General features: G+C 64.8%; 20 protein-coding genes. 12 read left to right on the top strand and 8 right to left on the bottom strand.

All coding sequences use genetic code 11. From position 1 onward, the window contains the following. Position 1 precedes the first annotated feature (1 nt). The gene (locus ACVWZT_RS24090) at positions 2 to 790 is read right to left on the bottom strand and encodes a YqcI/YcgG family protein (protein ID WP_457471823.1); all 789 of its coding nucleotides are present in this window, start codon (positions 788 to 790) and stop codon (positions 2 to 4) included. Positions 791 to 949: 159 nt separating this feature from the next. On the opposite strand from ACVWZT_RS24090, the gene ACVWZT_RS24085 reads away from it, so the two are divergent. Then, on the top strand, positions 950 to 1,870 hold the full coding sequence (locus ACVWZT_RS24085) for a LysR substrate-binding domain-containing protein (RefSeq protein ID WP_296230303.1): 921 nt from the start codon (positions 950 to 952) through the stop codon (positions 1,868 to 1,870). On the opposite strand, the gene ACVWZT_RS24080 is transcribed toward ACVWZT_RS24085, so the two are convergent. Further along, the gene (locus ACVWZT_RS24080; protein ID WP_296230302.1) at positions 1,851 to 2,747 is read right to left on the bottom strand and encodes a LysR family transcriptional regulator; all 897 of its coding nucleotides are present in this window, start codon (positions 2,745 to 2,747) and stop codon (positions 1,851 to 1,853) included. The two genes, ACVWZT_RS24085 and ACVWZT_RS24080, sit on opposite strands and share 20 nt — an antisense overlap. Positions 2,748 to 2,865: 118 nt before the next feature. Here ACVWZT_RS24080 and ACVWZT_RS24075 point away from each other — a divergent pair, with 118 nt between their 5' ends. The 7 genes from ACVWZT_RS24075 to ACVWZT_RS24045 all read left to right on the top strand — a co-directional run bounded on the left by ACVWZT_RS24075 (position 2,866) and on the right by ACVWZT_RS24045 (position 14,208). Then, positions 2,866 to 4,056: an MFS transporter gene (locus ACVWZT_RS24075; RefSeq protein ID WP_457471821.1), complete on the top strand. Its 1,191-nt coding sequence runs from the start codon at positions 2,866 to 2,868 to the stop codon at positions 4,054 to 4,056. 121 nt (positions 4,057 to 4,177) lie between these two features. Next, entirely contained in the window at positions 4,178 to 6,538 is a 2,361-nt protein-coding gene (locus ACVWZT_RS24070; RefSeq protein ID WP_457471820.1) for a DNA polymerase II, read from the top strand. Between the two features lie 132 nt (positions 6,539 to 6,670). Then, the gene (locus ACVWZT_RS24065) at positions 6,671 to 11,197 is read left to right on the top strand and encodes an NEL-type E3 ubiquitin ligase domain-containing protein (RefSeq protein ID WP_457471819.1); all 4,527 of its coding nucleotides are present in this window, start codon (positions 6,671 to 6,673) and stop codon (positions 11,195 to 11,197) included. Positions 11,198 to 11,379: 182 nt separating this feature from the next. Continuing rightward, entirely contained in the window at positions 11,380 to 11,931 is a 552-nt protein-coding gene (locus ACVWZT_RS24060; protein ID WP_296230296.1) for a DUF4174 domain-containing protein, read from the top strand. Between the two features lie 170 nt (positions 11,932 to 12,101). Beyond that, positions 12,102 to 12,593, top strand: a complete 492-nt coding sequence (locus ACVWZT_RS24055) for an HvfA family oxazolone/thioamide-modified RiPP metallophore (protein ID WP_296230294.1) — start codon at positions 12,102 to 12,104, stop codon at positions 12,591 to 12,593. A 75-nt stretch (positions 12,594 to 12,668) separates the two neighbouring features. Continuing rightward, positions 12,669 to 13,517 carry an HvfB family MNIO-type RiPP peptide maturase gene (locus tag ACVWZT_RS24050; RefSeq protein ID WP_457471817.1) on the top strand — a complete coding sequence of 283 codons (849 nt, stop codon included), beginning with the start codon at positions 12,669 to 12,671 and terminating at the stop codon, positions 13,515 to 13,517. Further along, on the top strand, positions 13,510 to 14,208 hold the full coding sequence (locus ACVWZT_RS24045; protein ID WP_457471816.1) for an HvfC family RiPP maturation protein: 699 nt from the start codon (positions 13,510 to 13,512) through the stop codon (positions 14,206 to 14,208). The genes ACVWZT_RS24050 and ACVWZT_RS24045 overlap by 8 nt, the downstream gene beginning before the upstream one ends. A gap of 38 nt (positions 14,209 to 14,246) precedes the next feature. Here the strand turns inward: ACVWZT_RS24045 and ACVWZT_RS24040 are convergent, their stop codons facing one another. The 4 genes from ACVWZT_RS24040 to ACVWZT_RS24025 all read right to left on the bottom strand — a co-directional run bounded on the left by ACVWZT_RS24040 (position 14,247) and on the right by ACVWZT_RS24025 (position 17,626). After that, positions 14,247 to 14,735 carry an HvfX family Cu-binding RiPP maturation protein gene (locus tag ACVWZT_RS24040; RefSeq protein WP_296230289.1) on the bottom strand — a complete coding sequence of 163 codons (489 nt, stop codon included), beginning with the start codon at positions 14,733 to 14,735 and terminating at the stop codon, positions 14,247 to 14,249. 14 nt (positions 14,736 to 14,749) lie between these two features. Next, positions 14,750 to 15,367, bottom strand: a complete 618-nt coding sequence (locus ACVWZT_RS24035) for a ferric reductase-like transmembrane domain-containing protein (RefSeq protein WP_457471814.1) — start codon at positions 15,365 to 15,367, stop codon at positions 14,750 to 14,752. Between the two features lie 235 nt (positions 15,368 to 15,602). Continuing rightward, positions 15,603 to 16,889, bottom strand: a complete 1,287-nt coding sequence (locus ACVWZT_RS24030) for a sensor histidine kinase (RefSeq protein WP_457471813.1) — start codon at positions 16,887 to 16,889, stop codon at positions 15,603 to 15,605. After that, positions 16,886 to 17,626: a response regulator gene (locus ACVWZT_RS24025; RefSeq protein ID WP_457471811.1), complete on the bottom strand. Its 741-nt coding sequence runs from the start codon at positions 17,624 to 17,626 to the stop codon at positions 16,886 to 16,888. Before ACVWZT_RS24025 ends, ACVWZT_RS24030 begins: the two co-directional genes overlap by 4 nt. A 222-nt stretch (positions 17,627 to 17,848) precedes the next feature. On the opposite strand from ACVWZT_RS24025, the gene ACVWZT_RS24020 reads away from it, so the two are divergent. Together ACVWZT_RS24020 and ACVWZT_RS24015 are read left to right on the top strand one after the other, a co-directional pair. After that, complete coding sequence (locus tag ACVWZT_RS24020; RefSeq protein ID WP_296230276.1) at positions 17,849 to 18,124, top strand: DUF2790 domain-containing protein; 276 nt, start codon at positions 17,849 to 17,851, stop codon at positions 18,122 to 18,124. Beyond that, positions 18,114 to 18,650: a thioredoxin family protein gene (locus tag ACVWZT_RS24015; protein WP_296230273.1), complete on the top strand. Its 537-nt coding sequence runs from the start codon at positions 18,114 to 18,116 to the stop codon at positions 18,648 to 18,650. The genes ACVWZT_RS24020 and ACVWZT_RS24015 overlap by 11 nt, the downstream gene beginning before the upstream one ends. A 76-nt stretch (positions 18,651 to 18,726) precedes the next feature. On the opposite strand, the gene ACVWZT_RS24010 is transcribed toward ACVWZT_RS24015, so the two are convergent. Together ACVWZT_RS24010 and aroQ are read right to left on the bottom strand one after the other, a co-directional pair. Beyond that, a complete protein-coding gene (locus ACVWZT_RS24010) occupies positions 18,727 to 19,575 on the bottom strand; it encodes a shikimate dehydrogenase (RefSeq protein ID WP_296230272.1) in 849 nt (282 codons plus the stop codon). Then, positions 19,572 to 20,021, bottom strand: coding sequence for a type II 3-dehydroquinate dehydratase (aroQ, locus tag ACVWZT_RS24005; protein ID WP_296230270.1), 450 nt, complete (start codon positions 20,019 to 20,021; stop codon positions 19,572 to 19,574). Before aroQ ends, ACVWZT_RS24010 begins: the two co-directional genes overlap by 4 nt. Positions 20,022 to 20,236: 215 nt before the next feature. Here aroQ and ACVWZT_RS24000 point away from each other — a divergent pair, with 215 nt between their 5' ends. After that, positions 20,237 to 21,490 (top strand): TolC family protein, encoded by a 1,254-nt coding sequence (locus ACVWZT_RS24000; RefSeq protein WP_457471808.1) that lies wholly within the window; start codon positions 20,237 to 20,239, stop codon positions 21,488 to 21,490. Beyond that, positions 21,483 to 22,682 (top strand): efflux RND transporter periplasmic adaptor subunit, encoded by a 1,200-nt coding sequence (locus ACVWZT_RS23995; protein ID WP_457471806.1) that lies wholly within the window; start codon positions 21,483 to 21,485, stop codon positions 22,680 to 22,682. The genes ACVWZT_RS24000 and ACVWZT_RS23995 overlap by 8 nt, the downstream gene beginning before the upstream one ends. The last annotated feature ends 5 nt before the right edge of the window (positions 22,683 to 22,687 follow it).

Below are 22,687 nucleotides of genomic sequence, written 5' to 3'. Positions count from 1 at the left end.
GTCAGGTCTCGATCAGTAGGTCGGGTGTGGCCGGGTGTGCGGCATGGGCATGGAACGGGCAGCGGGAGGGGTTGAGCGACCCTGCTTCCTGCAGTTGATACTGCTTCCACTCGTAGTTGTCGGCATCGCCGAAGAAGCCAAGGGTGTCGGGCATGACACCGTCGTTGTAGTGGCGCACGCGTTCGCGAATGCGTTCGCGGATTCGCTGGCCACTTTCGGTATTGGCGTTGGCCACTTCGTCGAAATTGGCGCGAGGGTTGATGACGAAGGTGATGTGCGGCCCCAGGTTGCGGCTTTTCATCTGCTGGTGGCCGGGAAAGTTCATGTTGATGAACAGCGGCATGCCGGCATAGCAGAACGACCACCCATTGTCTCCGGGGTCGGTCGGGATGCCTTGCGGCCAAGGGTGCGGATCGCGTGCATGCACGCCACGCAGCACCTTCCAGGCCAGCGCCTGCTGTTCGGCCAGGGTATGGTCGGCAGCGGTTTCGAGGAATACCACCAGCGGGCTGCCGATACGTTGCTTGGGTGGGATCGGGGCGATCGTGCGTACGTAGTCGGTCAGGCCCTGTGCGATGTCATCGGCCAATTGCTCGGAGCGGGCGAAGAGTATGTGACAGGTAGCGCCGTTCACCGCCTTGCGGCCGAACAGGCAAGGGAATTCAGGGTTGGCAAGTACAGTGCGAAAATGCTCTATGGTTTTGTAAGTCCAGTGTTGCGTGTACCGGACATGTTCAGCGGCCAGCTCCAGCGCGTCCAGGCGGTAGCAAGTTCCATAACCCGTAAACATGATTTCCCCAGGCGATAATTAGATGAACTTTCCAGTCACATGCAGGCAGGATCTTGGTTATCTTTGTTATTTACCTGCATTTTCCGAGACGATCCGGGCGTTGTAAAACGCGTGGAACTATGACCTACTATTAGTCTCATTCATGCTCGGAGCGTCGCCATGTCGGAACGGATTCAGGCCTTGCACGCACTGCGTGCCTTCGAGGTGGCCTCTCGCTATGGCTCATTTACCCGTGCCGCGGAAGAACTGGCGCTGACCCAAGGGGCCGTCAGCCATCACATCAAGACGCTCGAAGCCATGTTCGGTTGTGACCTGTTCGAGCGGCGCGGGCCGAAACTGGCGCTGACCGAGCACGGCCGCCTGCTGGCGCAAGAGCTCAAGGTGGGTTTCAAGATCATCGAAAATGCCTGCGCGCTGCTGCGCCAGGACCGCTACGGCCTGCGCCTGAAAGCCCCGTCCACGCTCACCGTGCGCTGGCTGCTACGGGCACTGGATGCATTCAAAAAGGTCGAGGACAACTGCAGCGTGCAATTGTCCAGCGTGTGGATGGACATCGACAGCGTGGACTTCTATTCCGAGCCCTACGACTGCGCGATCCTGCTGGCCAACGGGCGTTTTCCCGCCGATATCGAGAGCTTCAAGCTGTTCGACGAGTGGCTGATTCCGGTGTGCCACCCCGACTACATGACCCAGGCGCAACCGGTCCTGGCCGACCTCGCCCAGTGCGAATTCCTGCACCCGTCGCCCGACCGGCGTGACTGGCGGCGCTGGCTGGCACGCATGGACGCGCTGCACATAAGCATCGACCACGGCCAAGTGTTCGATACCCTTGACCAAGGCATTTCTGCCGCCCAGCAAGGCCTGGGTATTTCGGTGGTAGACCTGGTGCTGGCCAGCGCCGACCTGGGGGCGGGGCGCCTGGTCACGCCGTTCAAGCACGCGGTGGCGACTGGCGACGGCTACTACATGACCTGGCTCAAGGCCAGCCCCAAGGCGCGGCAGATGCACAAATTGCGCGAGTTCCTGCTCGGCCAGGTGCCGGCGCTGGCCTGCAAGGACATCAACTACCTGTACGATTGAATACGCGTTCGAGCATGAAGTCGATGAATACCCGCAGTTTCGGTGGCATTTGTCGCCCTGACGGCCAGAGCAGGTAGAAGCTGCCGCGCCGCTCCATGAAATTGTCCAGTACGCTGACCAGCGCACCGCTGGCCAGTTCGCGGCGTACGGTAAAGTCCGGCAGGCAGGTGATGCCGCGGTGGTTCACGGCAAAGCAGACGCGCGTCTCGACATGGTTGCAAACCATCGAGATGGGGATGTCATAGCCCTGCTCGGGGTGCTCCTGGCGCAGCGGCCAGGTTTCCAGCTTGCCATTGCTGGGGAAGCGGTAGTGCAGGCAGGTGTGCGCCGCCAGGTCGCGCGGGTGCCTGGGCGTGCCGCGTTCGCGCAGGTACTCGGGCGAAGCCACCAGGCAGTGCTGGAAGTGCCCCAGGAACTTGGCATTGAGCCGTGAATCCCCCGGCTGCCCGCCACGCATCACTACATCGAAGCCTTCGCCGACGATGTCCACCATGCGGTCGGAAAAGTCCAGGTCCAGCTCCACCTGCGGGTAACGTGCCATGAACTCGGCCAGCGCCGGCATCACCAGGCCGGTGACCTGCGGCATGCTCACCCGCAGGCGACCGCGCGGGGTCTCGCTGGCCTGGGACAGTTCCTGCTCGGTGGCCTCGATCTCGGCCAGGATGCGCCGACTGCGTTCGAGGAACAGCGCGCCTTCGGCAGTGAGGGTGATGCTGCGCGTGCTGCGGTGGAACAGGCGCACACCCAGGCGGCTTTCCAGGCGCGCCACACGTTTGCCGACGGCCGAGGCACTGATGCCCAGCGACTGGCCGGCAGCGACGAAACTGCGGGTTTCGGCGACCCGATTGAAGACTACGAAGCCGCTGAGGCTGTCCATACTGTATCTCTGATTGCGGACACCGGTGTCCTGGGTGAGCGGCATTGTAACCACCTTTTTCCGCAATGGCCTTGGCTTGCAGACTGTCCGCCTGGTTTTCCTACTCAAGGCATCTGCAATGTCCCAGACATCCTCCGCACCGCTGCTGGCCGCCGGCAGTGAACGTTTCCCGCTCGGCGGGCTGCTGGCGCTGGCCATGACCGGCTTCATCGCCATCCTCAGTGAAACCTTGCCGGCCGGCCTGCTCGACCAGATCGCCGATGGCATGCACATCAGCCAGGCCATGGCCGGGCAATGGGTCACCGCGTATGCCATGGGCTCGCTGCTGACGGCTATCCCGCTGGTGACCCTGACCCAGGGCTGGTACCGCCGCCGCGCCCTGTTGCTGGCGATCGGCGGTTTCGTGCTGTTCAACGGGCTGACGGCCATGTCGTCGTCCAACACCCTGAGCCTGGTCCTGCGCTTTTTCACCGGCGCTGCGGCCGGGCTGGCCTGGGGGCTGATTGCCGGCCATGCCCGGCGCATGGTGCCGGTGGCGTTGCAGGGCCGGGCCATGGCGGTGGCGATGCTCGGCCAGCCGATTGCCTTGTCGCTCGGGCTGCCGATCGCCACCTGGCTGGGGGCGGGGCTGGGGTGGCGGGCCACGTTCATGGTGGTCACCGGGGTGGCGCTAGTACTGATGGCCTGGGTGCTGCGGTCAGTGCCGGATTACCCGGGGCACGTCGTCGGCAAGCGTCCGGCGACCCTGCAGGTGCTGCGCACGCCGGGGGTGGCGGTGGTGCTGCTGGTGATCCTCTGCTGGATCCTGGGCCATAACATTCTCTACACCTACATCGTGCCGTTGCTGGCAGCCGCCGGCATGGCCGCCGACATCGGCCCGGTGCTGATGGTGTTTGGCCTGGCGGCCCTGGCCGGGATCGGCCTGGTGGGAGGGCTGGTGGATCGGCATCTACGCCTGTTGGTGTTGCTGAGCCTGGCCGGCTTTGCCCTGGCCACGCTGCTGTTGGGGCAGGCGTCGTCGTGGCTGATGTACCTGGGCATCGCCTTGTGGGGCGTGACCTACGGTGGCGCGCCGACCCTGCTGCAGACTGCCTGTGCGGATGCGGCTGGCGAGGGTGGGGATGTGGCGCAGTCGATGCTGGTGACGGTGTGGAACAGCGCCATTGCCCTGGGCGGGATCATTGGCGGGGTGTTGTTGAGCGGGGCCGGGGTGGAGTGGTTTGGCGCAGTGGTGCTGGGGCTGGTCGGGGTTGCCTGGCTGTTGGCCTTGGCCGGGCGGCGCAATGGGTTCGTGACGGGCGCTCGTTAGGCGCTTTTCACTGGTCCGCCCCTGTCGCCGACCAGCCAGCATCCTATAAAAACACGCGGCAATGGTGCGTCAGAGGTAGAATCGCCACGATCAGCACAACAAACGATCAGAGGTCGACGCGGTGGAGTTGCAGCAGGGCTTTGTCCTGACCCGGCATTGGCATGACACGCCCGAAGGCACCTGTGTGGAGTTCTGGCTGGCCACCGACCAGGGGCCGCGGCTGTTGCGCCTGGCGCCGCAGGTGTCGGTGGCGTTCATTCCCCAGGCGCAGGAAGCGCATGCCCGGGTTTTGCTGGGCAACGAACCCGGCGTGGAGCTGCGGGCGTTGCAGCTGAAGGACTTCGACCAGCGCCCGGTGCTGGGCCTGTACTGCCGCCAGCACCGGCAGTTGATGCAACTGGAGCAACGCCTGCGCACGGCCGGTATCGAGGTGTTCGAAGCCGATATCCGCCCGCCCGAGCGCTACCTGATGGAGCGCTTCATCACTGCCCCGGTGCAGTTCACCGGTCAGGCTGATGCCGAGGGCGTATGGTGCGATGCCCAGCTCAAGCCGTTTGCGGCTTATCGACCACCGCTGCGCCTGGTGTCGCTGGATATCGAAACCAGCGAGCGTGGCGAGTTGTACAGCATTGCTCTGGAAGGTTGCGGGCAGCGCCAGGTGTACATGCTCGGCCCGGCGAATGGCGTGGCCGATGACCTCGATTTTGCCCTGCACTATTGTGCCGACCGCGCCGAGCTGCTGACTGGCCTCAACCAGTGGTTCGCCGCGCATGACCCCGACGCGATCATCGGCTGGAACCTGATCCAGTTCGACCTGCGCCTGTTGCATGAACACGCCAGACTGCTGCAGGTGCCGCTGATACTGGGGCGTAATGGCGCGCCGCTGAGCTTGCGCAGCCACGCCAGTGGCGGCCACGTGTTCGCCGATGCCCCGGGCCGGCTGCTGATCGACGGTATCGAGGCACTGCGTTCGGCAACCTGGAGCTTCCCGTCGTTCAGCCTGGAAAGTGTTGCTCAGACGTTGCTCGGCGAAGGCAAGGCCATCGACACGCCGTACCAGCGCATGGATGAAATCAACCGCCGTTTCGCCGAGGACAAACCGGCCCTGGCACGTTACAACCTCAAGGATTGCGAACTGGTCACGCGCATCTTCGCCCATACCCGCCTGCTCGATTTCCTCCTCGAGCGTTCGTCGGTCACCGGCCTTGCCGTGGACCGCAGCGGCGGTTCGGTGGCGGCGTTCGGTCATCTGTACATCCCGCAGATGCACCGCCTGGGCTTCGTCGCCCCCAACCTCGGCAGCCGCCCCGAGGAAGCCAGCCCTGGTGGTTTCGTCATGGATTCGCGTCCCGGCCTGTACGACTCGGTGCTGGTGCTGGACTACAAGAGCCTGTACCCGTCGATCATTCGTACCTTCCTGATCGACCCGGTCGGGCTGGTCGAAGGTTTGCGCCTGCCCGACGACGAACATTCAGTGGAAGGTTTTCGGGGGGCGCGTTTTTCGCGCAGCCAGCATTGCCTGCCGGCCATCGTCGAGCGGGTATGGCAAGGCCGGGAAGCGGCCAAGCGCGAGGGCAACGCGCCGCTGTCACAGGCGTTGAAAATCATCATGAATGCGTTCTACGGTGTGCTCGGTTCCAGCGGCTGTCGGTTCTTCGATCCGCGCCTGGCCTCGTCGATCACCCTGCGCGGCCATCAGATCATGCGCCAGACCCGGGCGTTGATCGAAGCCCAGGGGTATGAGGTGATCTATGGCGATACCGACTCCACCTTCGTCTGGCTAAAAGGGCCACATGAGGATCAGGCCGCGGCCCGCATCGGCCGTGAGCTGGTGGCCCTGGTCAACCAGTGGTGGCGCGAACACCTGCGCGAAAAGATGCATCTGGAAAGCGCGCTGGAACTGCAGTACGAAGTGCATTACCGGCGTTTCCTGATGCCCACCATCCGCGGCGCCGACGAAGGCAGCAAGAAGCGTTACGCTGGCCTGGTGCAGCGCGCCGATGGCAGCGAAGAAATGGTCTACAAGGGCCTGGAGTCGGTGCGCACCGACTGGTCGCCGCTGGCCCGGCAGTTCCAGCAGGAACTGTACGGGCGGATATTCCGTGGCGAGCCATTTCGCGACTACCTGCGCGAATATGTGCAACGGACCCTGGCTGGCGAACTCGACAGCCTGCTGGTGTACCGCAAGCGCCTGCGCAGGCCGCTGGCCGATTATCAGCGCAACGTGCCGCCGCATGTGCGGGCCGCGCGCCTGGCGGATGACTATAACCGCCGCCTGGGCCGTCCGCTGCAGTACCAGCGCGGTGGCTGGATCAGCTATGTCATGACCACTGCCGGCCCGGAACCGCTGGAGAACCTGCAGGCGCCGGTCGACTATGAGCATTATCTGTCACGCCAGCTGCAACCGGTGGCCGACGCCATCCTGCCGTTCGTGGGAGAGGGTTTCGGTGCCCTTGTGGATCAGCAATTGCCGCTGTTCTGAGCCGGTGTGGCAGCCGGCCTGTTGCACATCATCCAGCTGCGCTGAGGTTGATGGCAGCCAGGTATTAACTATCTAGCCGCCGGCTTGTCTGCCAGCTGCTTAGGCTCGGGTCTTCATCCAACGGAGACACGCATGATGCCTGGCAGCACCGACCAACCGCTACATCCGCCCATGACTGCAGAGCAGGCCTTCCAAGACGCAATCATCGCGCAGCGCTTGCCGGGCTGGCTGGCTTCGGCCACCCCGGCGCAAGTACAGGCGCTGGCGCAGGCCATGACCCTGAGCCTGTACTTCCGCCAGCGCGTCAGTGCGGTGCTTGGGCAGATCCAGGGCATCGACCGGTTTGCCAGGCCGTTGCTGCAAGCAGCGTTGAACCTGCCCGCGACGATCGACATCGGGACCCTGCAGTTTCGCCAGGGCCGCCGTGAGCCGGTGATCAACGATCAGCCGGTGGGCAGCCACCTGACCACGGTGGTCTATGAACAGATCCCCCTGCTTGAGGCCGCACTGCGCAATTTCACGGCTGACCAGGCGATAAAGGGTGGGCAACCCATCGGTAATGGCCTGCTGGGGGCGGCGGAGCACACCTTGCCAACTGCCTGCGATTTCGCCGCGCTGTGTCGCAGCCTCGACCTGGGTGGGCAGTATCAGGATCACCTGAGGTCGATCCTGCAGCCGCCTGCAAGCGATGACGCGATGCCAAAGGTAAAGTCGCTGATTGCCCGGGCGCAGCGCTATGCGATGCTGGTCGATGCGCATGTCGCCTGGATCAGCGGCCAGGTCAGCGAAGCGGAGCACCAGCTGCTGGTGGACTTCTGCGGACTGTACGCGCCCTTGCAGCTTGACGGGCGACCGGTGCAGGCCAAGCGTCTGAAACTGCTGGGTACCTGGCTTGAACAGGTCGTCGTGCTCGATGTGCGCGATGAAACTTTCAGCCCGCTTTACAGCAGCACGGCGCGGGTTCTGGTGCACATTCCGGGTGACCCGCAGGGCGCCTGGCGGGCATTCCCCGACTTGCGACATTTCGCCAACGCCTTGGGCAAGCGCTTGCGAACCCCGCAGTACCAACGCTTTTTCAGCCGTTTCGTTCGCCGACGCGACAGCCAGACCTTCTTCGCTGCGGTAATTGCCGGCTACCAGGGAGTTTCCGACCTGGCCAACATCAGCCTCGGGGAACATACGCAAGTCCTTTCTGAGCCAGTGTTCGAAGCCTTGGCCCGGGCGCGCATCGAGCAGCTGATGGATGACGCTGCGATGATCGCGGTGCCTACCCGCAGCGTCGATGCCGAGCAACAGAGGGCTCATGACCAGCGCTTGGCTGCCGAAGGCTGGGCCCTGCTCAACCTGGCGGCATTGTTCGTACCGGTGATCGGTGTCGGCCTGCTGGCAGTGACTGCGTGGGAACTGCTGGGAGAAGTGTTCCATGGCATCGAAGCCTGGCATGAGGGCGATACCAGCGAAGCGCTGGACCATGTGCTGAATGTGGCGTCCGACGTGGCAGTGATGGCCGCAACGGTGGCGGGTGCCAGCGCCGTGCGCAGCCTTTGGAACAGGTCGGCAATGGTCGACAGCCTGGTCCCGGTGCGGCTCGAAGATGGCACCAGGCGTTTGTGGCAGCCGGCCCTCGCAGCGTTCCGTAGCGTGCTACCGGCGCAGGCGAGCGCAGCCGACAGCGAGGGTATCCAGCGACTGGGCGAGCAGGCCTGGGTGGAAATGGACGGTCATCATTACGCGGTCGTCGCGGACCGGCTACCGGGGCAGTGGCGCCTGCGGGCGCGGGCCGGCCATGCACCGCGTCTGCAGCACAATGGTGCCGGTGCCTGGCGGCTGTGGTGCGAACAGCCCGCGCAGTGGGACGGCCAAGGTTATCTGCTACGTCGCCTGGGGGGCGAATTTGCCAGGCTCGATGACGATGATGTGGGGCTCTTCATGGCGACCCATGCCCTCGACAGTGCACAACTTCGCGGCCTGCATGTGCATGGCCATGCCCCCGGTGCAGGCATGCGCGACAGCGCCATGCGCTTCAACCTGGACCGGCGCATCCGCCAGCTGGTCAGCCAACTGCGCGGTGGTGTGCAGGTCATCGATACTGCCGTGCTGGAACATGCCCGCAGGTTGCCAGGCGCGGTGGGGCTCAGTGACCAGGCGCTGGCCGAGCTGGCCTGGGCCCGGCGACGGGCGTTGTTCGAGCGCGTATACGTCGCAGAGCAGGGCAGCCAAGGGCAGGATGTCGCGACCTTGCGCCGGTTGTTCCCGGGGCTGCATGACCGGCAAGCCGCCGCCTTGCTGCGTGATGCGCGGCCGGCTGACCGGCAACGGCTGCGCGACACCGGGCGGGTGTCGCTGAACCTCGCCGCCGCAGCCCGGGAAGCCGCGCTGGAAGTACGGGTGATACGGGTATACGAAGGGCTTTTTCTGGACACGCCACAGGGGGCTGATCTGGCCAGGGCCGTGCTGGGCTTGAGCGAGCAACTGCCAGGGCTGGCCCGCAGCGTTCGCTGGCGGTTGTTCGAAGGGGCGCTCGACGGGCCAATGCTGGCGGGCAGCGAGCAGTGCGAGGGCTGTTTCGACCTGGTCCATCTGCACGGCCAGTTCCAGCTACACGGCGCACATGGCGTGCTCGGAGAGCCAGGTGAACTGTTTGCGGTGATCGCTGCTGCGTACGATGAGAGCCAGCAGGCTGCCTTGGGCGTGGGGGACCCCTTCGCCCATAACCTGCGCGTGCTGGTCGGGCGCCAGGCCTTGCAGCAACGGGCGCTGATACGCCGTCTGTTGGGCCACGCCGAACCGGCCAGCTGGTTCCGCCCACCCCGGCGGCTGCCGGACGGGCGCATTGGCTACCCGCTGAGTGGACGCGGCGAGGGTTCCGGGCGGCGTGCCAGGCCGCAGGGGGTGTTCGCCTCGTTGCGTGCGATCTACTCTTCGTATACCGACGCGCAGGTGCTTGCCTGGATCAACGACGCACATCAGGCTGGGCGCCGTCCTGAGGATGAAGTGGCCAGCCTCATGCGTGAACTGGAAACGCTGCAGACCCATCTGCACGCCTGGATCCAGATGGGCACGAGTACCCTGGAACGCGGAGAACGCCGCTACCTGCGCGATACGCTGGTCAATTGCTGGCAACGCAGCGCTATTCGCACGGCCGGGGTGGAAGGCCTGCCCTCGGGGTATCGCCTGAGCCTGTGGGCAGTGACCCTGCAAAGGTTGCCGGAGTTGCCGGAACAGGTCAGCTTCGGCCACGTGCACGAGCTGTCGATGATGGGCCTGGGGCTACGCGAATTCTCCCCAGGGTTCTTGCGTGCTTTCCCACGCCTGCAGGTGCTCGAACTCTCCGGTAACGAGCTGACCCGGGTTCCGCCAGACCTGCAGCGCCTGGCGCACTTGCGCGAGCTGGACCTGTTCGGCAACAACATTGTGCTGGATGCCTCGCAGGCCATGACGCTTGCCAACTGCGAGGCGCTGGAATACGTCAATCTGTCGTACAACCCACTGGGCCGCGCTTTCCCGCTGTACCGCCTCGACCGCCTGGCCCGGCTGCACATGCGCAATACTGGCATCAGCGAATTCCCCCCGGCATTGCTGGACCGCCTGGAACTGGTAATCGCCGATCTGCGCGGCAACCAGATCACCGAATTGCCGCAGCGCTTCTATCGCTCACCGGCCTGGGTCAGCAGCACCGTATTGCTCGAAGGTAACCCGCTGACTGCCGAAACTGCCCAGCGGCTGCAGGTCTTCATGCAGGCACATGCCATACCCCTTGAACAGGAGGTGATCGCCCCAGCGGCTTCGGTCCGCCTGCGTTGGCTGGATGCCGCCGATAGTGCCCTGCGACCTGAACAGTCTTCAGCCTGGGACGAACTGGTGACTGAGCCAGGCGCCGCGGATTTCTTCAACCTGCTGCGCAGGTTGCAGGAAACCGCGGATTTCCGTACGCATCGCCAGGCCCTGGCGAACCGGGTGTTCGGCATGCTGATTGCCATGCGCGACTACAGCTCGTTGCGCGAAGAACTGTTCAGGCGCGCGGCCGAGACGCTCACGTGCCAAGACAGCGTCACGTTGTGCTTCAGCAACCTGGAACTGCATATGCTGGTCTGGCGAGCACGGGTGGATGCGGCGGGAGGGAATCAAGAGGCCGCATTGCTGCAACTGGGGCGGCGTTTGTGGCGCCTGGACGAGGTGGACCGGATTGCCCTCGAGGACATCCAGGCGAGGCGGGCCGATGGGGCGGACCCGGACGAAATCGAAGTGGGGCTTGCCTACCGTATTGGCCTGCGCGACAGCCTGGACTTGCCGGCACAGCCGGGCGACATGCTGTTCGCCGAGGTTGGCGGCGTGACTGCGCAGCGCCTGGAACAGGCGCGGGTGCGGGTCGAGGAGGCCGAAACCACAGAGCACCTTGCCGCATCGCTGGTGGCACGCGAATTCTGGGAAGAGCATCTGCTCAGGAACCATGCCGAGCGCCTGGAGGCGTTCAATGCGCCTTACCAGGAGCGCTCCAACCGGTTGATGGAGGCTGCCGACAGCATGCCGGAAGCCGAGTACATGGCTCAATACGCGACCTTGCAACACGAGCGTGAGCAAGCACGCCATGCACTGCTGCTGGCGCTTACCCGGGAGGCCCTGGAGGCCGCTCCAGAGCCGCGGACGGCAGGGCAATGAGGCATCAGTGGGCTATGCTCAACTTCGGGCACTGGTATTTTCCGGGGGGCGGCGCACCGTCAAGGAAATGCCGGGTTACCTTCTGCCGGTGCTGTGATCGTGCTGGTTGGTTTAGGCTCGCACGTAGGATCTTTCTCCATGATCTGAAGTCTTTGGTTAATCGAGAGAATAAGGAGATGCACATGCTCGTTCGGTCACTGACCCTCGCCACCTTGCTTGCAGTTGCCGGCCCGCTGTTCGCCGCAGACAGCGATGCGCCATTGGCCAAGGAACTGGGCAAGGCCAGGCCATTGGTGGTTATCGCCCCGAGCAGCGCCGACCCGACCCTGCGCGGGTTGAACGAGGCGTTGAAGGACCCGGCCACCCAGGCAGCGTTCAAGGAACGCAGCCTGGTGCTGTACAGCGTCGCCAGCATGATGGGCAAGCGTGAGGACAAGAACCTCGAACAGCAGACCACCATGGCCCTGATCCGGGAACTGAAACTTGGCGCGAGCAAGGGTACCAAGGTGATCCTGGTGGGCAAGGACGGCGAACGGCATGTGCTCAAGGACGACGACAGCGGCGAGCCTATCGACCCACAGACGATCTTCAAGGCGGTCGATGAGCTGCCCGCCAGCGAAAAAGCGCTCACGGCACCCGAGCCTGTGGCCGCGGCGCCGGAAACCAAGGCCAAGGACAGCAAGCCGGCCAAGCCAGCCAAACCGGCTGCGCCGCCCAAGCCGCTGGAAGACTGAGTGGCTCGGCCCCGGCGCCCGCCGGGGCCGCTTGCAGCCTGGTTTGTATCTGACTGTATATGGCCACGCTGCTGAGCGGTTTTCATACAAAACCGCGCCTTCTGCGATACATCCCCGACAAACCGCAACGGCCTAATGGCTCCACATCCCAACCACAGTGGAGCATCACCATGACACATGTACGAAGCACGCTCGGCCTGCTTGGCGCCGCCCTGATCGGCGGCATGGCACTTGGCAGCAACGCATTCGCTGTCGAACCTCTGGCCCAAGGTTACCAGCTGGCTTCGGCCAAGGTGGCCGGCGAAGGCAAATGTGGTGAAGGCAAGTGCGGGGCCAGCGCCAAGGCCACCCAGGGCGAAGGCAAGTGCGGTGAGGGCAAGTGTGGCGCCAGTGCCAAGGCCGGCGCCGAGGGCAAATGTGGCGAAGGCAAGTGCGGCGATGCGTCGTTCGCCCGAACCGACACCAACCACGACGGCAAGGTGTCGCGTGACGAGTTCGTTGCAGTCGCCAAGGAGCGTGCCGGCGACTTTGACAAGATCGACCGCAACCACGATGGCTACATTTCCGAACAGGAAGCTGCCGACCACCTCAAGGCGATCTACCAGGCCAATGGCAAGCGCATGCCCGAAGGCCTGTTCAGCCACTTGACCGGCAAGCCCTGAGCCGTTGACCCACCTGTAAGCGCAACGCCCCTCCTGCTGGCCAGGCGGGGCGTTGTGCCTGTTGGAGATCTTTCCATGTACCCAACCCATATACCCGCCGCCCCTCTGCAAGCGGGGCTAGGCCTGCGCCGCGGCCTGATGTCGGAACTACTGGCGCTGGAAGCCGGCGTGGTGGACTTTCTCGAATGCGCCCCGGAAAACTGGATTGCCGTGGGCGGTGCCTACGGCAAAGGGCTGGCGCAACTGGCCGAACGTTTTGCCATTGCCTGCCATGGCTTGTCGTTGTCGCTGGGCGGCAGCGCACCGCTGGACCTGCGGTTCCTCGAGCAGACGCGGCGCTTTCTCGAGCGCTACCAGGTGCGCCTGTACAGCGAACACCTGAGCTACTGCAGCGACGACGGCCACCTGTACGACCTGATGCCCCTGCCATTCACCGATGAAGCCGTGCGCCATGTGGCCACGCGTATTCGCCAGGTGCAGGAGCATCTGGGGCGCCGGATAGCCGTGGAAAACATCAGCTACTATGCCGCGCCCTACCAGGCCATGAGTGAGCTCGACTTCATCCGGGCGGTGCTCGACGAGGCTGACTGCGACCTGTTGCTGGACGTCAACAATGTGTTCGTCAATGCCTGCAACCATGGTTACCAGGCCCAGGCGTTTCTCGCAGGCCTGCCCAAGGCCCGGGTGGTCGGCATGCACGTGGCCGGCCACTACGACGAGGCGCCCGACCTCAAGGTCGACACCCATGGCGCCTCAGTAAAGGAAGAGGTGTGGGCGCTGTACGCAAGTGCCTGCGCGCGTTTTGGCGTGCAACCGACGGTGCTCGAGCGCGACTTCAACTACCCGCCGCTCGCCGAACTGCTGGCCGAGACGGCGCGCATTCGCCAGCTGCAGCACACCTCTGGAGGGCACGCCAATGGATGAGACCTTGCGTCAACAGCAATACGCCCTGGCCCGCCACCTGCGCGACCCGCAGCGCCATGCACCACCGGCTGGCGTGGAGGCACGGCGGCTCAAGGTGTACCGGGAGTTGTTCTATGGCGCCATCGAAGGCTTGCTGGCCGGCAGCTTCCCGGTCATGCGCCAGGCGCTGGGCGAACAGCGCTGGCATGCTCGCGTACATGATTTCTACGCCAACTACCGCAGCCAGACGCCACTGTTCACCGAAATAGCCGGGGCGTTCGTCGACTACCTGCAGGGCGTGCCGCTGGATGCTCCCTGGCAACTGGAGCTGGCGCACTACGAGTGGATCGAGGCGCAGCTGTACCTGAGCGATGCCGAGGACCCGCCGCATGACCCGCTGGGCAATCTGCTGGACGGGGAGCCGCTGCTGTCTTGTGTGGCTCGGGTATTGGCCTATCGGTGGCCGGTGGAGCGGATCGGGGCGGATTACCAGCCGCAGGCTGCACCTGCGACAGCGACCTTGTTGCTGGTTTATCGCGATGCCGGGTTGCAGGTGCGCTTCGCTCGCCTGACGCCGCTGGCGTACCGATTACTGGCGCTGGAGCAGGGCACTGGGCGGGCGCGGCTGGAGGCGTTGGACGCCGATGTGATGCAAGGGTTGGCATTGCTGGAAGGGCTGCGCGAGCAGGGAATCATCATCGGTACAGTTTGACGCGAGGTATTGGGGCTGCTGCGCAGCCCCAACAGTATCTACTTGCAGCACCGCACCCTGAGCCAATGGTCCAGGCTCAAGCGCCCAGCCCCCTTGAGCAGCAGCGGCAGCAGCGCCACCAGGTAGATCAGTGGCAACTTGAAGTTGCCGAAACCCTGGTCGGTAATGACATAACCCTGGGCCAGCTCGGCCAGGCTCGACCAGTGCGCCGGCCAATGCACCGCGACGATCGCCACCACGGTGACCACCATCAGCCCGGCTGCTGCCAGCCGGGTACCCAGGCCCAGCAACAGCAGCAACGGCAGGATCAGCTCTGCCCACATCGACAGCTGCCAGTTCAACTCCGCCGGCAGCAGGTTGAAGGGGAACGGGAAACTGGCTTGCAAGTCAGCGAACCAGTTGCTGCCATTGAACTTCTCCCAGCCGGACTCGAAAAACTCCCAGGCCAGGAACAGCCGCAACGGCAGGTCGGCGCTCCAGGTGCCAAAACGGTCAAAGGTGCTCAGGGTACGCGTCAGCGTGTTCATGCTGTTTTTTCTCCTCAGGAATAGGCGCGGGCGTTACGACGTTGCTGGCGGGCCAGCTTGGCAGTGAGTTTCATGGCGATGGCGCTGAACATCAGGGCGAACGCCAGCGGGTACCAGCTCCCCATGGGGATGCGTTTGTAGAACGACAGGCAGAACACTGCCGCCAGTACCCACATGCCGGTGCTGTGCAGGGCCCGCCAGGCACGGCCACCCAGCAGGCGCATGGGGGCCTTGAACGAAGTGATGGTGAGCAGCAACAGGAACAGGTAGCCCAGGGTGCCGGGCAGGCTGGAAGTGACCGTGCGGTTGGCCCAGAACAGCTCGGGGAATTGCTGGGCATAGCGGTAGATCAGCACGCCATGCACGGTGTGGGAGAAAGCGAATGCCAGCCCCAGGTGGCGCCGTTCCTGGAGGATGCGGCGGCTCTGGGGGCCTGGCAGCAACGTCACCAGGGAAGAGGCCAGGAACGCCAGCAGGAACAGCGCGAACGAGCTGCGCGCGGTGGCGCGGATGGCGCTGCGCAGGCCGTCGGGGTCAGGTTGGCTGGCCAGGACCACGGCGGTCATCGCCAGGGTCAGGCCGGCGAGGACAGCGAACAGCTTCCAGCCGGAGGGTAGAGTCAGTGGTGTCATCAGGGGGCTCCCGCAATATGGTTGTAACCGGGAGTGTGTTGGAGCGGCGTATCTGCAGTGTGTCGGCGGAAGTTGGGTTGTGTATCTGTTTGTAGAGGCGCGACCACTTTTGGTAGGAACGGCCTTGCGCCGCGACAGGGCCGCCAAGCGGCCCCGGCAGCTCATGCCGCGAAGCTGTAAACCCGGGGCCGCTGCGCAGCCCGGTCGCGAAACAAGCTCGCACCTGCAAAAGCTGTCATTTCAGTTCGATCTGCGCGCACAACCCGCCGCTTGTGCGGTTGCTCAGTGTCAGCCGACCGCCCATGGCCTGGATCAACTGGTGGGCAATCGCCAGCCCCAACCCGGTGCCACCGGTGCTACGGTTGCGCGAACCCTCCACGCGGTAGAACGGCTTGAGCACTTCATCCAGCTCGCCAACGGGTATTCCCGGCCCGTTGTCCAGCACGCAGATGACTGTCGTGTCGCCGTCCCGGGCTATTTCCAGCTCGGCAGCCCCGGCGAACTTGAGGGCGTTGTCCACCAGATTCACCAGCACGCGTCGCAAGGCATGCGGCCGGGTCTCCAACAGGCTGCCGCTACTGCCACGGCGCTCGACCCGCGCACCGCTGTCCTGATAGTCGAACACCAGGCTGTCGAGGAAGGCGTCGAGGTTGACCCGGCACGGGGCCTCGGTACTGGTGTCCATGCTCCGGGCATAGGCCACGCCTTCCCGCACCAGGTGTTCCATTTCGCCCAGGTCATTCCACAGCTTGTCCTTTTCCAGCCCGTCATCCATCACCTCGACCCGCAGTTTCATGCGTGTGATCGGTGTTTGCAGATCATGCGATATTGCCGCCAGCAACTGCATGCGTTCTTTCAGGTAGGCGGCGATCCGCGCTTGCAGGGCGTTGAAGGCCACCGCGGCGTAGCGCACCTCGCGCGGGCCGCTCTCGTCCAGTTGCACACCCGGCTTGTCCGGGTCGAGGTTGTCCACCGCCTGGGCCAGGCGGGTCAGCGGGCCGATTGCCAGGCGTACGGCCAGCCAGGTGCACAGCAACAACACGGCCAACTGGATCAGCAACACCACCGGTAGCCAGCGGGCCACCGGCACCGGTGCCGGGGTCACGTCGATGGTCAGCGGTGCACCGTCGGCCAGGCTCAGGTGCGCCTGGAAGTGCACGTTCGGGCCGGGTATTTCCTGAAAGGTCAGGCGGTAGTCGTTGCCGATAGCCTTGACGATCGAATCGGCGGCCATAGGCGGGTCGCTGCTGGGCATCGCTTCGCCCGCCAGGCCCTGGTCCAGTCGGTAGCGATAGGTCCGTCGCTCCAGGCGCGGCAACCAGGCGGCGCGTTCGGCTGCGGGCAGGCGGTCGAGGATGGCTACCGAGGTGGCCACGTCCTGTTCCAGGGTGCTGAGCATCATCGAGCGGCTGCTGATATAGCGTTCGTAGGCCTGCAGGCCGAATGACAGGCCATAGGCCAGGACCAGGCCGGTGAAGAAGATCAGCGCCAGGCGCGAGGCGAGGGTGCGTGGCCACTTCATGAAGGCGACTCGAGCAGTTGCACCGGCAGCGAGAATACATAGCCCTCGCTGCGCACGGTCTTGATGCAGCTGGGTTCGCGCGCGTCATCGCCCAGGCGCTGGCGTAGGCGGCTGACCAGCAGGTCGATGGAGCGGTCGAAAATGTCGGCCTCGCGGCCCTGGGTCAGGTTGAGCAGTTGCTCACGGCTGAGCACCCGCTGCGGATGGTCGAGAAACACCCGCAGCAGGCGGTACTCGGCGCCGCTCAGGGCCACCAGGGTGCCTTCGCTGTCGAGCAGGTGGCGCGCGGTAGTGTCCAGGCGCCATTGGCCGAAGCCCAGCAGCCGGCTGCTTTCGCTGATGGTCAGGTTGGGCGGCAGCATGCGTGTACGGCGCAGCACGGCATTGATGCGTGCCAGCAGTTCGCGGGCCGAGAATGGCTTGGTCAGGTAATCGTCGGCCCCCATTTCCAGGCCGATGATGCGGTCGGTCTCGTCGTTGCGCGCGGTCAGCATCAGCACCGGCGTGTTGCGATGTCTGCCGGCGCGCAGCTCGCGGCACAGCAACAGGCCGTCGTCGCCGGGCATCATGATGTCGAGCACGATCAGGTCGACACTGTTGGCTTCGAGAAAGGCGCGCATCTGGCGGCCATCGGCCACGATGCTGGTGCGCAGGCCGTTCTTCTTCAGGTAGTTGCCGACCAGCTCGCGAATTTCGCGGTCGTCGTCGACGATCAGGATGTGATCGACGTGTTCCATGCGCTGCGTTCCTGTGCAAGGGGGATGGGCGCAGTTTACCGAGCGCGTGGGCGCTTGCCTGCGGGGTTTTGTATTGCAGTGTATCTGGCCCGTGGACCGATACAGGAGGAAGCAGATCACAACGCTGGGCGACACATACGGGATACCTGGCGGGCGTCAAATGGCTCTCGACCGGGGAGCAGCACTCCCCACCCCCCCCAAGCGTTACACAGGAGAGATGCCATGACCTTCAAGACCTTCGCCAGCGCCAGCCTGTTCGCCGTACTCAGCGTCGGCACCCTGATCGCCCATGCTGGCACTGCACCGATGAATGACGATGCGGTGATGCAGTACCGCTACGGCGACCACCTGGACATTCAGAAAGTCCTGTCGGTACAGAACGACCAGAGCAATACCTGCGGTCCGGTGAACAGCCGCATGGACTACCTGGACTCCCAGGGCCAGCGGCAGAGCGTGCAATACCGTACCTACGCCACCGGCGGTTGCCATGAGAATTGATCGCCGCTGGTTGCTCAAGGTGGGCGGTATCGCCCTGGCCCTTACCGGCCTTGGCCTGGCCGGGCACCTCCTGGCACGCGACAGCTACGGCGCCATGCCGTCGCTGTCGGGGGCCAGCCAGTGGCTCAATTCGGCGCCGCTGGATGCACCAGCGCTCAAGGGCAAGGTAGTGCTGGTGGATTTCTGGACCTGGGACTGCAGCAACTGCCAGCGCAGCCTGCCGCATGTGAACGAGTGGGCACGGCGCTATGCCGACCAGGGCCTGGTAGTGGTCGGGGTACATACGCCGGAATATGACTACGAGCACGATGTCGGCACCTTGCGTGACAAGGTGGCCCGGCTGGGCATCGGTTACCCGGTGGCGGTGGATAACGACTACAAGGTGTGGAATGCCTGGGGCAACCAGTTCTGGCCGGCGCATTACTTCGTCGACCGCAAGGGCCAGGTGCGCCATGTGCATTTTGGCGAGGGCGATTATGCCGGGCAGGAGCAGGTGATACAGGCGTTGCTGGAAGAGAACGGATGAGTGGCCTGCATCGACTGCGGCAGCGACCTTGTGTCATGCAAGGCCGCTGCCACCGGTGCAGCGCAAGGCTGTGCGGTCAGGTGAAGCTGGCGAAATGCGCCTGCATCCGCGCCGCATCCGCCTGCCGTCCGCTGAACAACTCGAACGCTTTCACCGCCTGAAACACCGCCATGTTGCTGCCATCCAGCGTGCGGCAGCCCAAGGCCCGGGCCGCGCGCAGCAGTTCGGTTTCCAGCGGGAAGTAGATGATCTCCGCCACCCACAGGCGCGCATGCAGCAGCTCTATCGGCAGCGGTGTGCCAGGCAGTTTGGCCATGCCCACCGGGGTGGTGTTGACCAGGCCGTCCGCCTCGGCCAGTGCGGTAGCCAGGTCGCTGCCGACCACGGCGCGGCCAGCGCCGAAGTGGGTATTGAGGTTGTCCACCAAGGCCTGCGCACGGGCCGCGTCCACCTCGAACAGCATCAACCGCTCGACGCCTTCTCCCAGCAGGGCATGGGCCACGGCCGAACCTGCGCCACCGGCGCCCATCTGCACCACCTGGCGCCTGGCCACATCGGGCAGGCCACGGCGTAAGCCTTCGGCGAAGCCGAGGCAGTCGGTATTGTGGCCGACCCGCTTGCCGTCCTTGAGTACCACCGTGTTCACTGCGCCAATGCCGCGGGCTTCTTCCGACAGCTCGTCGAGCAGCGGCAGGATTGCCTGCTTGAACGGGTAGGTGATGTTGAGCCCGGTGAAGCCTGTGTACTGCGCGGCATCGAGCAGGCCGGGCAGGGCGCTGTCGTCCAGTTGCAGCTGGTCGGCATCGATCAGTCGGTACAGATAACGCAGAGCTTGCGCATCGCCTTCGTGTTCGTGCAGGGCCGGGGTACGTGACAGCTGTATGCCACGGCCGATCAGGCCTGCGAGAATGGCTTGCGGGCTCATGCAGTGCGCTCCCGGAGCATTTCGGCGAAGTGGCTGATGGCCATGCGGTAGCCGTGGCTGCCCAGGCCGCAGATCACCCCGACGGCGACGGACGATATGAAGGACAGGTGACGGAAGGGTTCGCGTTTGTGCACGTTGGACAGATGCACTTCGATGACCGGCAGCTCGGCGGCGACCAACGCGTCGCGGATGGCTACCGAGGTGTGGGTCCAGGCTCCGGGGTTGATCACGATGCCGGCACAGCGACCACGGGCGGCGTGGATCCAGTCGATCAGTTCGCCTTCATGGTTGGTTTGGCGGAATTCGATTTCCAGGCCATGGGCCTGGGCTGTGTCGGCACACCCCTGCGCCAGGTCGGCAAGGGTTTCGTAACCATACTGGGCAGGCTCCCGGGTGCCCAGCATGTTCAGGTTGGGGCCATTGAGCACGAGAATGACAGGCTTCATGACGAGCATCGCTTTGTTGTTGTTGGATGCATCCAGTTATGTACCGACTGGTTAGTTTAGTCAATCCAGCCAAGCCCTGGCTCCGCAAAAGTGGGCGATTATCGAACCACAGTGTCCGCAATACTGATTACGAAATTGTAATTTCCACGCCACCGCCCCGATAAGCAGCGCTCTCTACAGTGCCTCGCCAACGTTCGTCGACGAGGAGCCGTTACGTGCCCATCCCGCCCAAGATCGCCTTGCTTTGCCTGTTGCTGGCGGGCGCCGCCGGCGCCCAGGCCAGCCAGAGCCTGAGCCTGCCCGAGGCGCTGGCCGCCGCCTTTGCCCACAACCCCGAGCTGGCTGCGGCTGGCCGGGAAATCGGCATCGCCGATGGCGAGCGGCGCCAGGCCGGGCTGATCCCCAACCCGGAACTGGCCTGGGAGCGGGAGGACACTCGCCGCGACACCAGCACCACCACTGTCACGCTCAGCCAGCCATTGGAGCTGGGCGGCAAGCGTGGCGCGCGCATTGCCGTGGCCAAGGCCGGCCAGGCCATTGCCCAGCTTGACCTCGAACGCCAGCGTAATGGCCTGCGCGCCGATGTGGTGCAGGCTTTCCACGCTGCGTTGCGCGCACAAACCGCGGTGGCGCTGGCGCAACAATCGCAGGCATTGACCGAGCGTGGGCTACGGGTGGTGCAGGGGCGGGTAGCTGCCGGCCAGGCATCACCCGTGGAAGTTACCCGCGCCCAGGTGCAGCAGGCGCAAGCCGAGGCTGCAGTGCGCCGCGCGCGCACCCAGCGCAGCGTGGCCTACCAGGCCCTGGCACGGTTGACCGGCAGCCCGCAGGCAAGCTTCGGGCAATTGCAGGCGGCCAACCTGTCCCCTGGCGCAGCGCCCAGCGTTGACGCGTTGCTCGACCAGGTCGAGCAGACTGTCGAATGGCGCCTGGCTGCTACCCAGGTCGAGCGCGGCGACGCGTCCCTCGGCTCGGAGAAGGCCCTGCGTATTCCCAACCTCACCGTCAGCCTTGGTAGCCAGTACAGCCGCGAAGATCGCGAGCGGGTCAATGTGGTCGGCCTGTCGCTGCCCTTGCCGTTGTTCGACCGCAACCAGGGCAACGTGCTGGCCGCAGCCCGCCGGGCCGACCAGGCGCGGGATCTGCGTAATGGCGTGGCGCTGCGTCTGCGCAGTGAAACGCGCAATGCTGTCGGCCAGTGGGCGACGGCCATGCAGGACGTGCAGGCCTATGACCGCACCATCCTGCCGGCTGCGCAGCAGGCGGTGGACACGGCCACCCGCGGCTTCGAAATGGGCAAGTTCGCCTTCCTCGATGTACTCGACGCCCAGCGCACGTTGATCGAGGCGCGCGGGCTGTACCTCGAGGCGTTGGCTTCGGCGACCGACGCGCGGGCGCAGATCGAGCGGATCTATGGCGACCTCGACGACCTCGGCAAATACCCGCACAGCAGGAGCAACAATGACTAATCCACGCAAGATCGCCCTTCTGGTCGCAGCGCTTGCCGCACTCGGCCTCGCGGGCCTGGTCTGGACCAGCAACCTCGGCCAGGCTTCCAGTGCACAAGCCATTCCCGACGACCATGGCGAAGACAGCCACGGCCATGGCGAAGAACCGGCCGGCCAAAGCCATGGCGAGGAAGCGGGCAAGCTGCACTTGAGCCGCGCCCAGATCGAAGCTGCCGGTGTACAGCTGGCCACCGCCGGCCCAGGCGAACTGGGCAATGCCATCAGCTTCCCGGGTGAGATCCGTTTCGACGAAGACCGCACGGCGCATGTCGTGCCGCGTGTGCCGGGCGTGGTCGCGGCCGTGCAGGCCGAACTGGGCCAGGCGGTCAAGCGTGGCCAGGTGCTGGCGGTGATTGCCAGCCAGCAGATATCCGACCTGCGCAGCGAACAGCAGGCCGCCCAGCGCCGCCTGGAACTGGCGCGTCTGACCTTCCAGCGCGAGCAACAGTTGTGGCAGGAACGCATCAGCGCCGAGCAGGACTACCTGCAGGCTCGCCAGGCGCTGCAGGAGGCCGAGATCGCCATGGCCAATGCCCGGCAGAAGCTCGCCGCCGTGGGCCCGGCCGGTGCCGGTAATCGCTATGAATTGCGTGCGCCGTTCGATGCGGTGGTGGTGGAAAAGCACCTGAGCGTGGGTGAAGTGGTCGATGCGACCAGTAACGCTTTCACCCTGTCCGACCTGAACCGGGTCTGGGCCACCTTTGCCGTGGCCCCGCGCGACCTGGACAAGGTGGTGACCGGTCGCAGTGTCACGGTCAGCGCACCGGACCTCGGCGCCCGGGTCGAGGGCAAGGTCAACTACGTTGGCAACCTGCTCGGCGAGCAGAACCGCGCCGCCACTGTCCGCGTCAGCCTGGCCAACCCCAACGGCGCCTGGCGCCCCGGGCTGTTCGTCAATGTTGCCGTCAGCCTCGAGCGCTTCAGGGCTGCCGTGGTGGTGCCGGAAAGCGCATTGCAAACCTGGGAGGAACAGACCGTGGTGTTTGCCCGCAGCGAAGCAGGTTTCGAGGCCCGCCCGGTGCAGACCGGTCGGCGTGACGCCGGCCAGGTGGAAATCACCAGCGGCCTGGCCGCCGGTACCCAGGTGGCCGCCGCCGGCAGTTTTGTCCTGAAGTCCGAGCTGGGCAAAGGCTCGGCTGCACACAGCCATTGATCGGG

This window comes from Pseudomonas sp. TE21394, assembly GCF_054057835.1.
Note: the sequence above shows the minus strand (reverse complement) of the source record. Positions and strands in the feature narration are given on the sequence as shown.

Bases quoted from the DNA above. Each gene is read 5' to 3' on its own strand.
- ACVWZT_RS24090 (WP_457471823.1), bottom strand. From the start codon at position 790: ATGTTTACGGGTTATGGAACTTGCTACCGCCTGGACGCGCTGGAGCTG.
- ACVWZT_RS24085 (WP_296230303.1), top strand. From the start codon at position 950: ATGTCGGAACGGATTCAGGCCTTGCACGCACTGCGTGCCTTCGAGGTG.
- ACVWZT_RS24080 (WP_296230302.1), bottom strand. From the start codon at position 2,747: ATGGACAGCCTCAGCGGCTTCGTAGTCTTCAATCGGGTCGCCGAAACC.
- ACVWZT_RS24075 (WP_457471821.1), top strand. From the start codon at position 2,866: ATGTCCCAGACATCCTCCGCACCGCTGCTGGCCGCCGGCAGTGAACGT.
- ACVWZT_RS24065 (WP_457471819.1), top strand. From the start codon at position 6,671: ATGATGCCTGGCAGCACCGACCAACCGCTACATCCGCCCATGACTGCA.
- ACVWZT_RS24060 (WP_296230296.1), top strand. From the start codon at position 11,380: ATGCTCGTTCGGTCACTGACCCTCGCCACCTTGCTTGCAGTTGCCGGC.
- ACVWZT_RS24055 (WP_296230294.1), top strand. From the start codon at position 12,102: ATGACACATGTACGAAGCACGCTCGGCCTGCTTGGCGCCGCCCTGATC.
- ACVWZT_RS24050 (WP_457471817.1), top strand. From the start codon at position 12,669: ATGTACCCAACCCATATACCCGCCGCCCCTCTGCAAGCGGGGCTAGGC.
- ACVWZT_RS24045 (WP_457471816.1), top strand. From the start codon at position 13,510: ATGGATGAGACCTTGCGTCAACAGCAATACGCCCTGGCCCGCCACCTG.
- ACVWZT_RS24040 (WP_296230289.1), bottom strand. From the start codon at position 14,735: ATGAACACGCTGACGCGTACCCTGAGCACCTTTGACCGTTTTGGCACC.
- ACVWZT_RS24035 (WP_457471814.1), bottom strand. From the start codon at position 15,367: ATGACACCACTGACTCTACCCTCCGGCTGGAAGCTGTTCGCTGTCCTC.
- ACVWZT_RS24030 (WP_457471813.1), bottom strand. From the start codon at position 16,889: ATGAAGTGGCCACGCACCCTCGCCTCGCGCCTGGCGCTGATCTTCTTC.
- ACVWZT_RS24025 (WP_457471811.1), bottom strand. From the start codon at position 17,626: ATGGAACACGTCGATCACATCCTGATCGTCGACGACGACCGCGAAATT.
- ACVWZT_RS24020 (WP_296230276.1), top strand. From the start codon at position 17,849: ATGACCTTCAAGACCTTCGCCAGCGCCAGCCTGTTCGCCGTACTCAGC.
- ACVWZT_RS24015 (WP_296230273.1), top strand. From the start codon at position 18,114: ATGAGAATTGATCGCCGCTGGTTGCTCAAGGTGGGCGGTATCGCCCTG.
- ACVWZT_RS24010 (WP_296230272.1), bottom strand. From the start codon at position 19,575: ATGAGCCCGCAAGCCATTCTCGCAGGCCTGATCGGCCGTGGCATACAG.
- aroQ (WP_296230270.1), bottom strand. From the start codon at position 20,021: ATGAAGCCTGTCATTCTCGTGCTCAATGGCCCCAACCTGAACATGCTG.
- ACVWZT_RS23995 (WP_457471806.1), top strand. From the start codon at position 21,483: ATGACTAATCCACGCAAGATCGCCCTTCTGGTCGCAGCGCTTGCCGCA.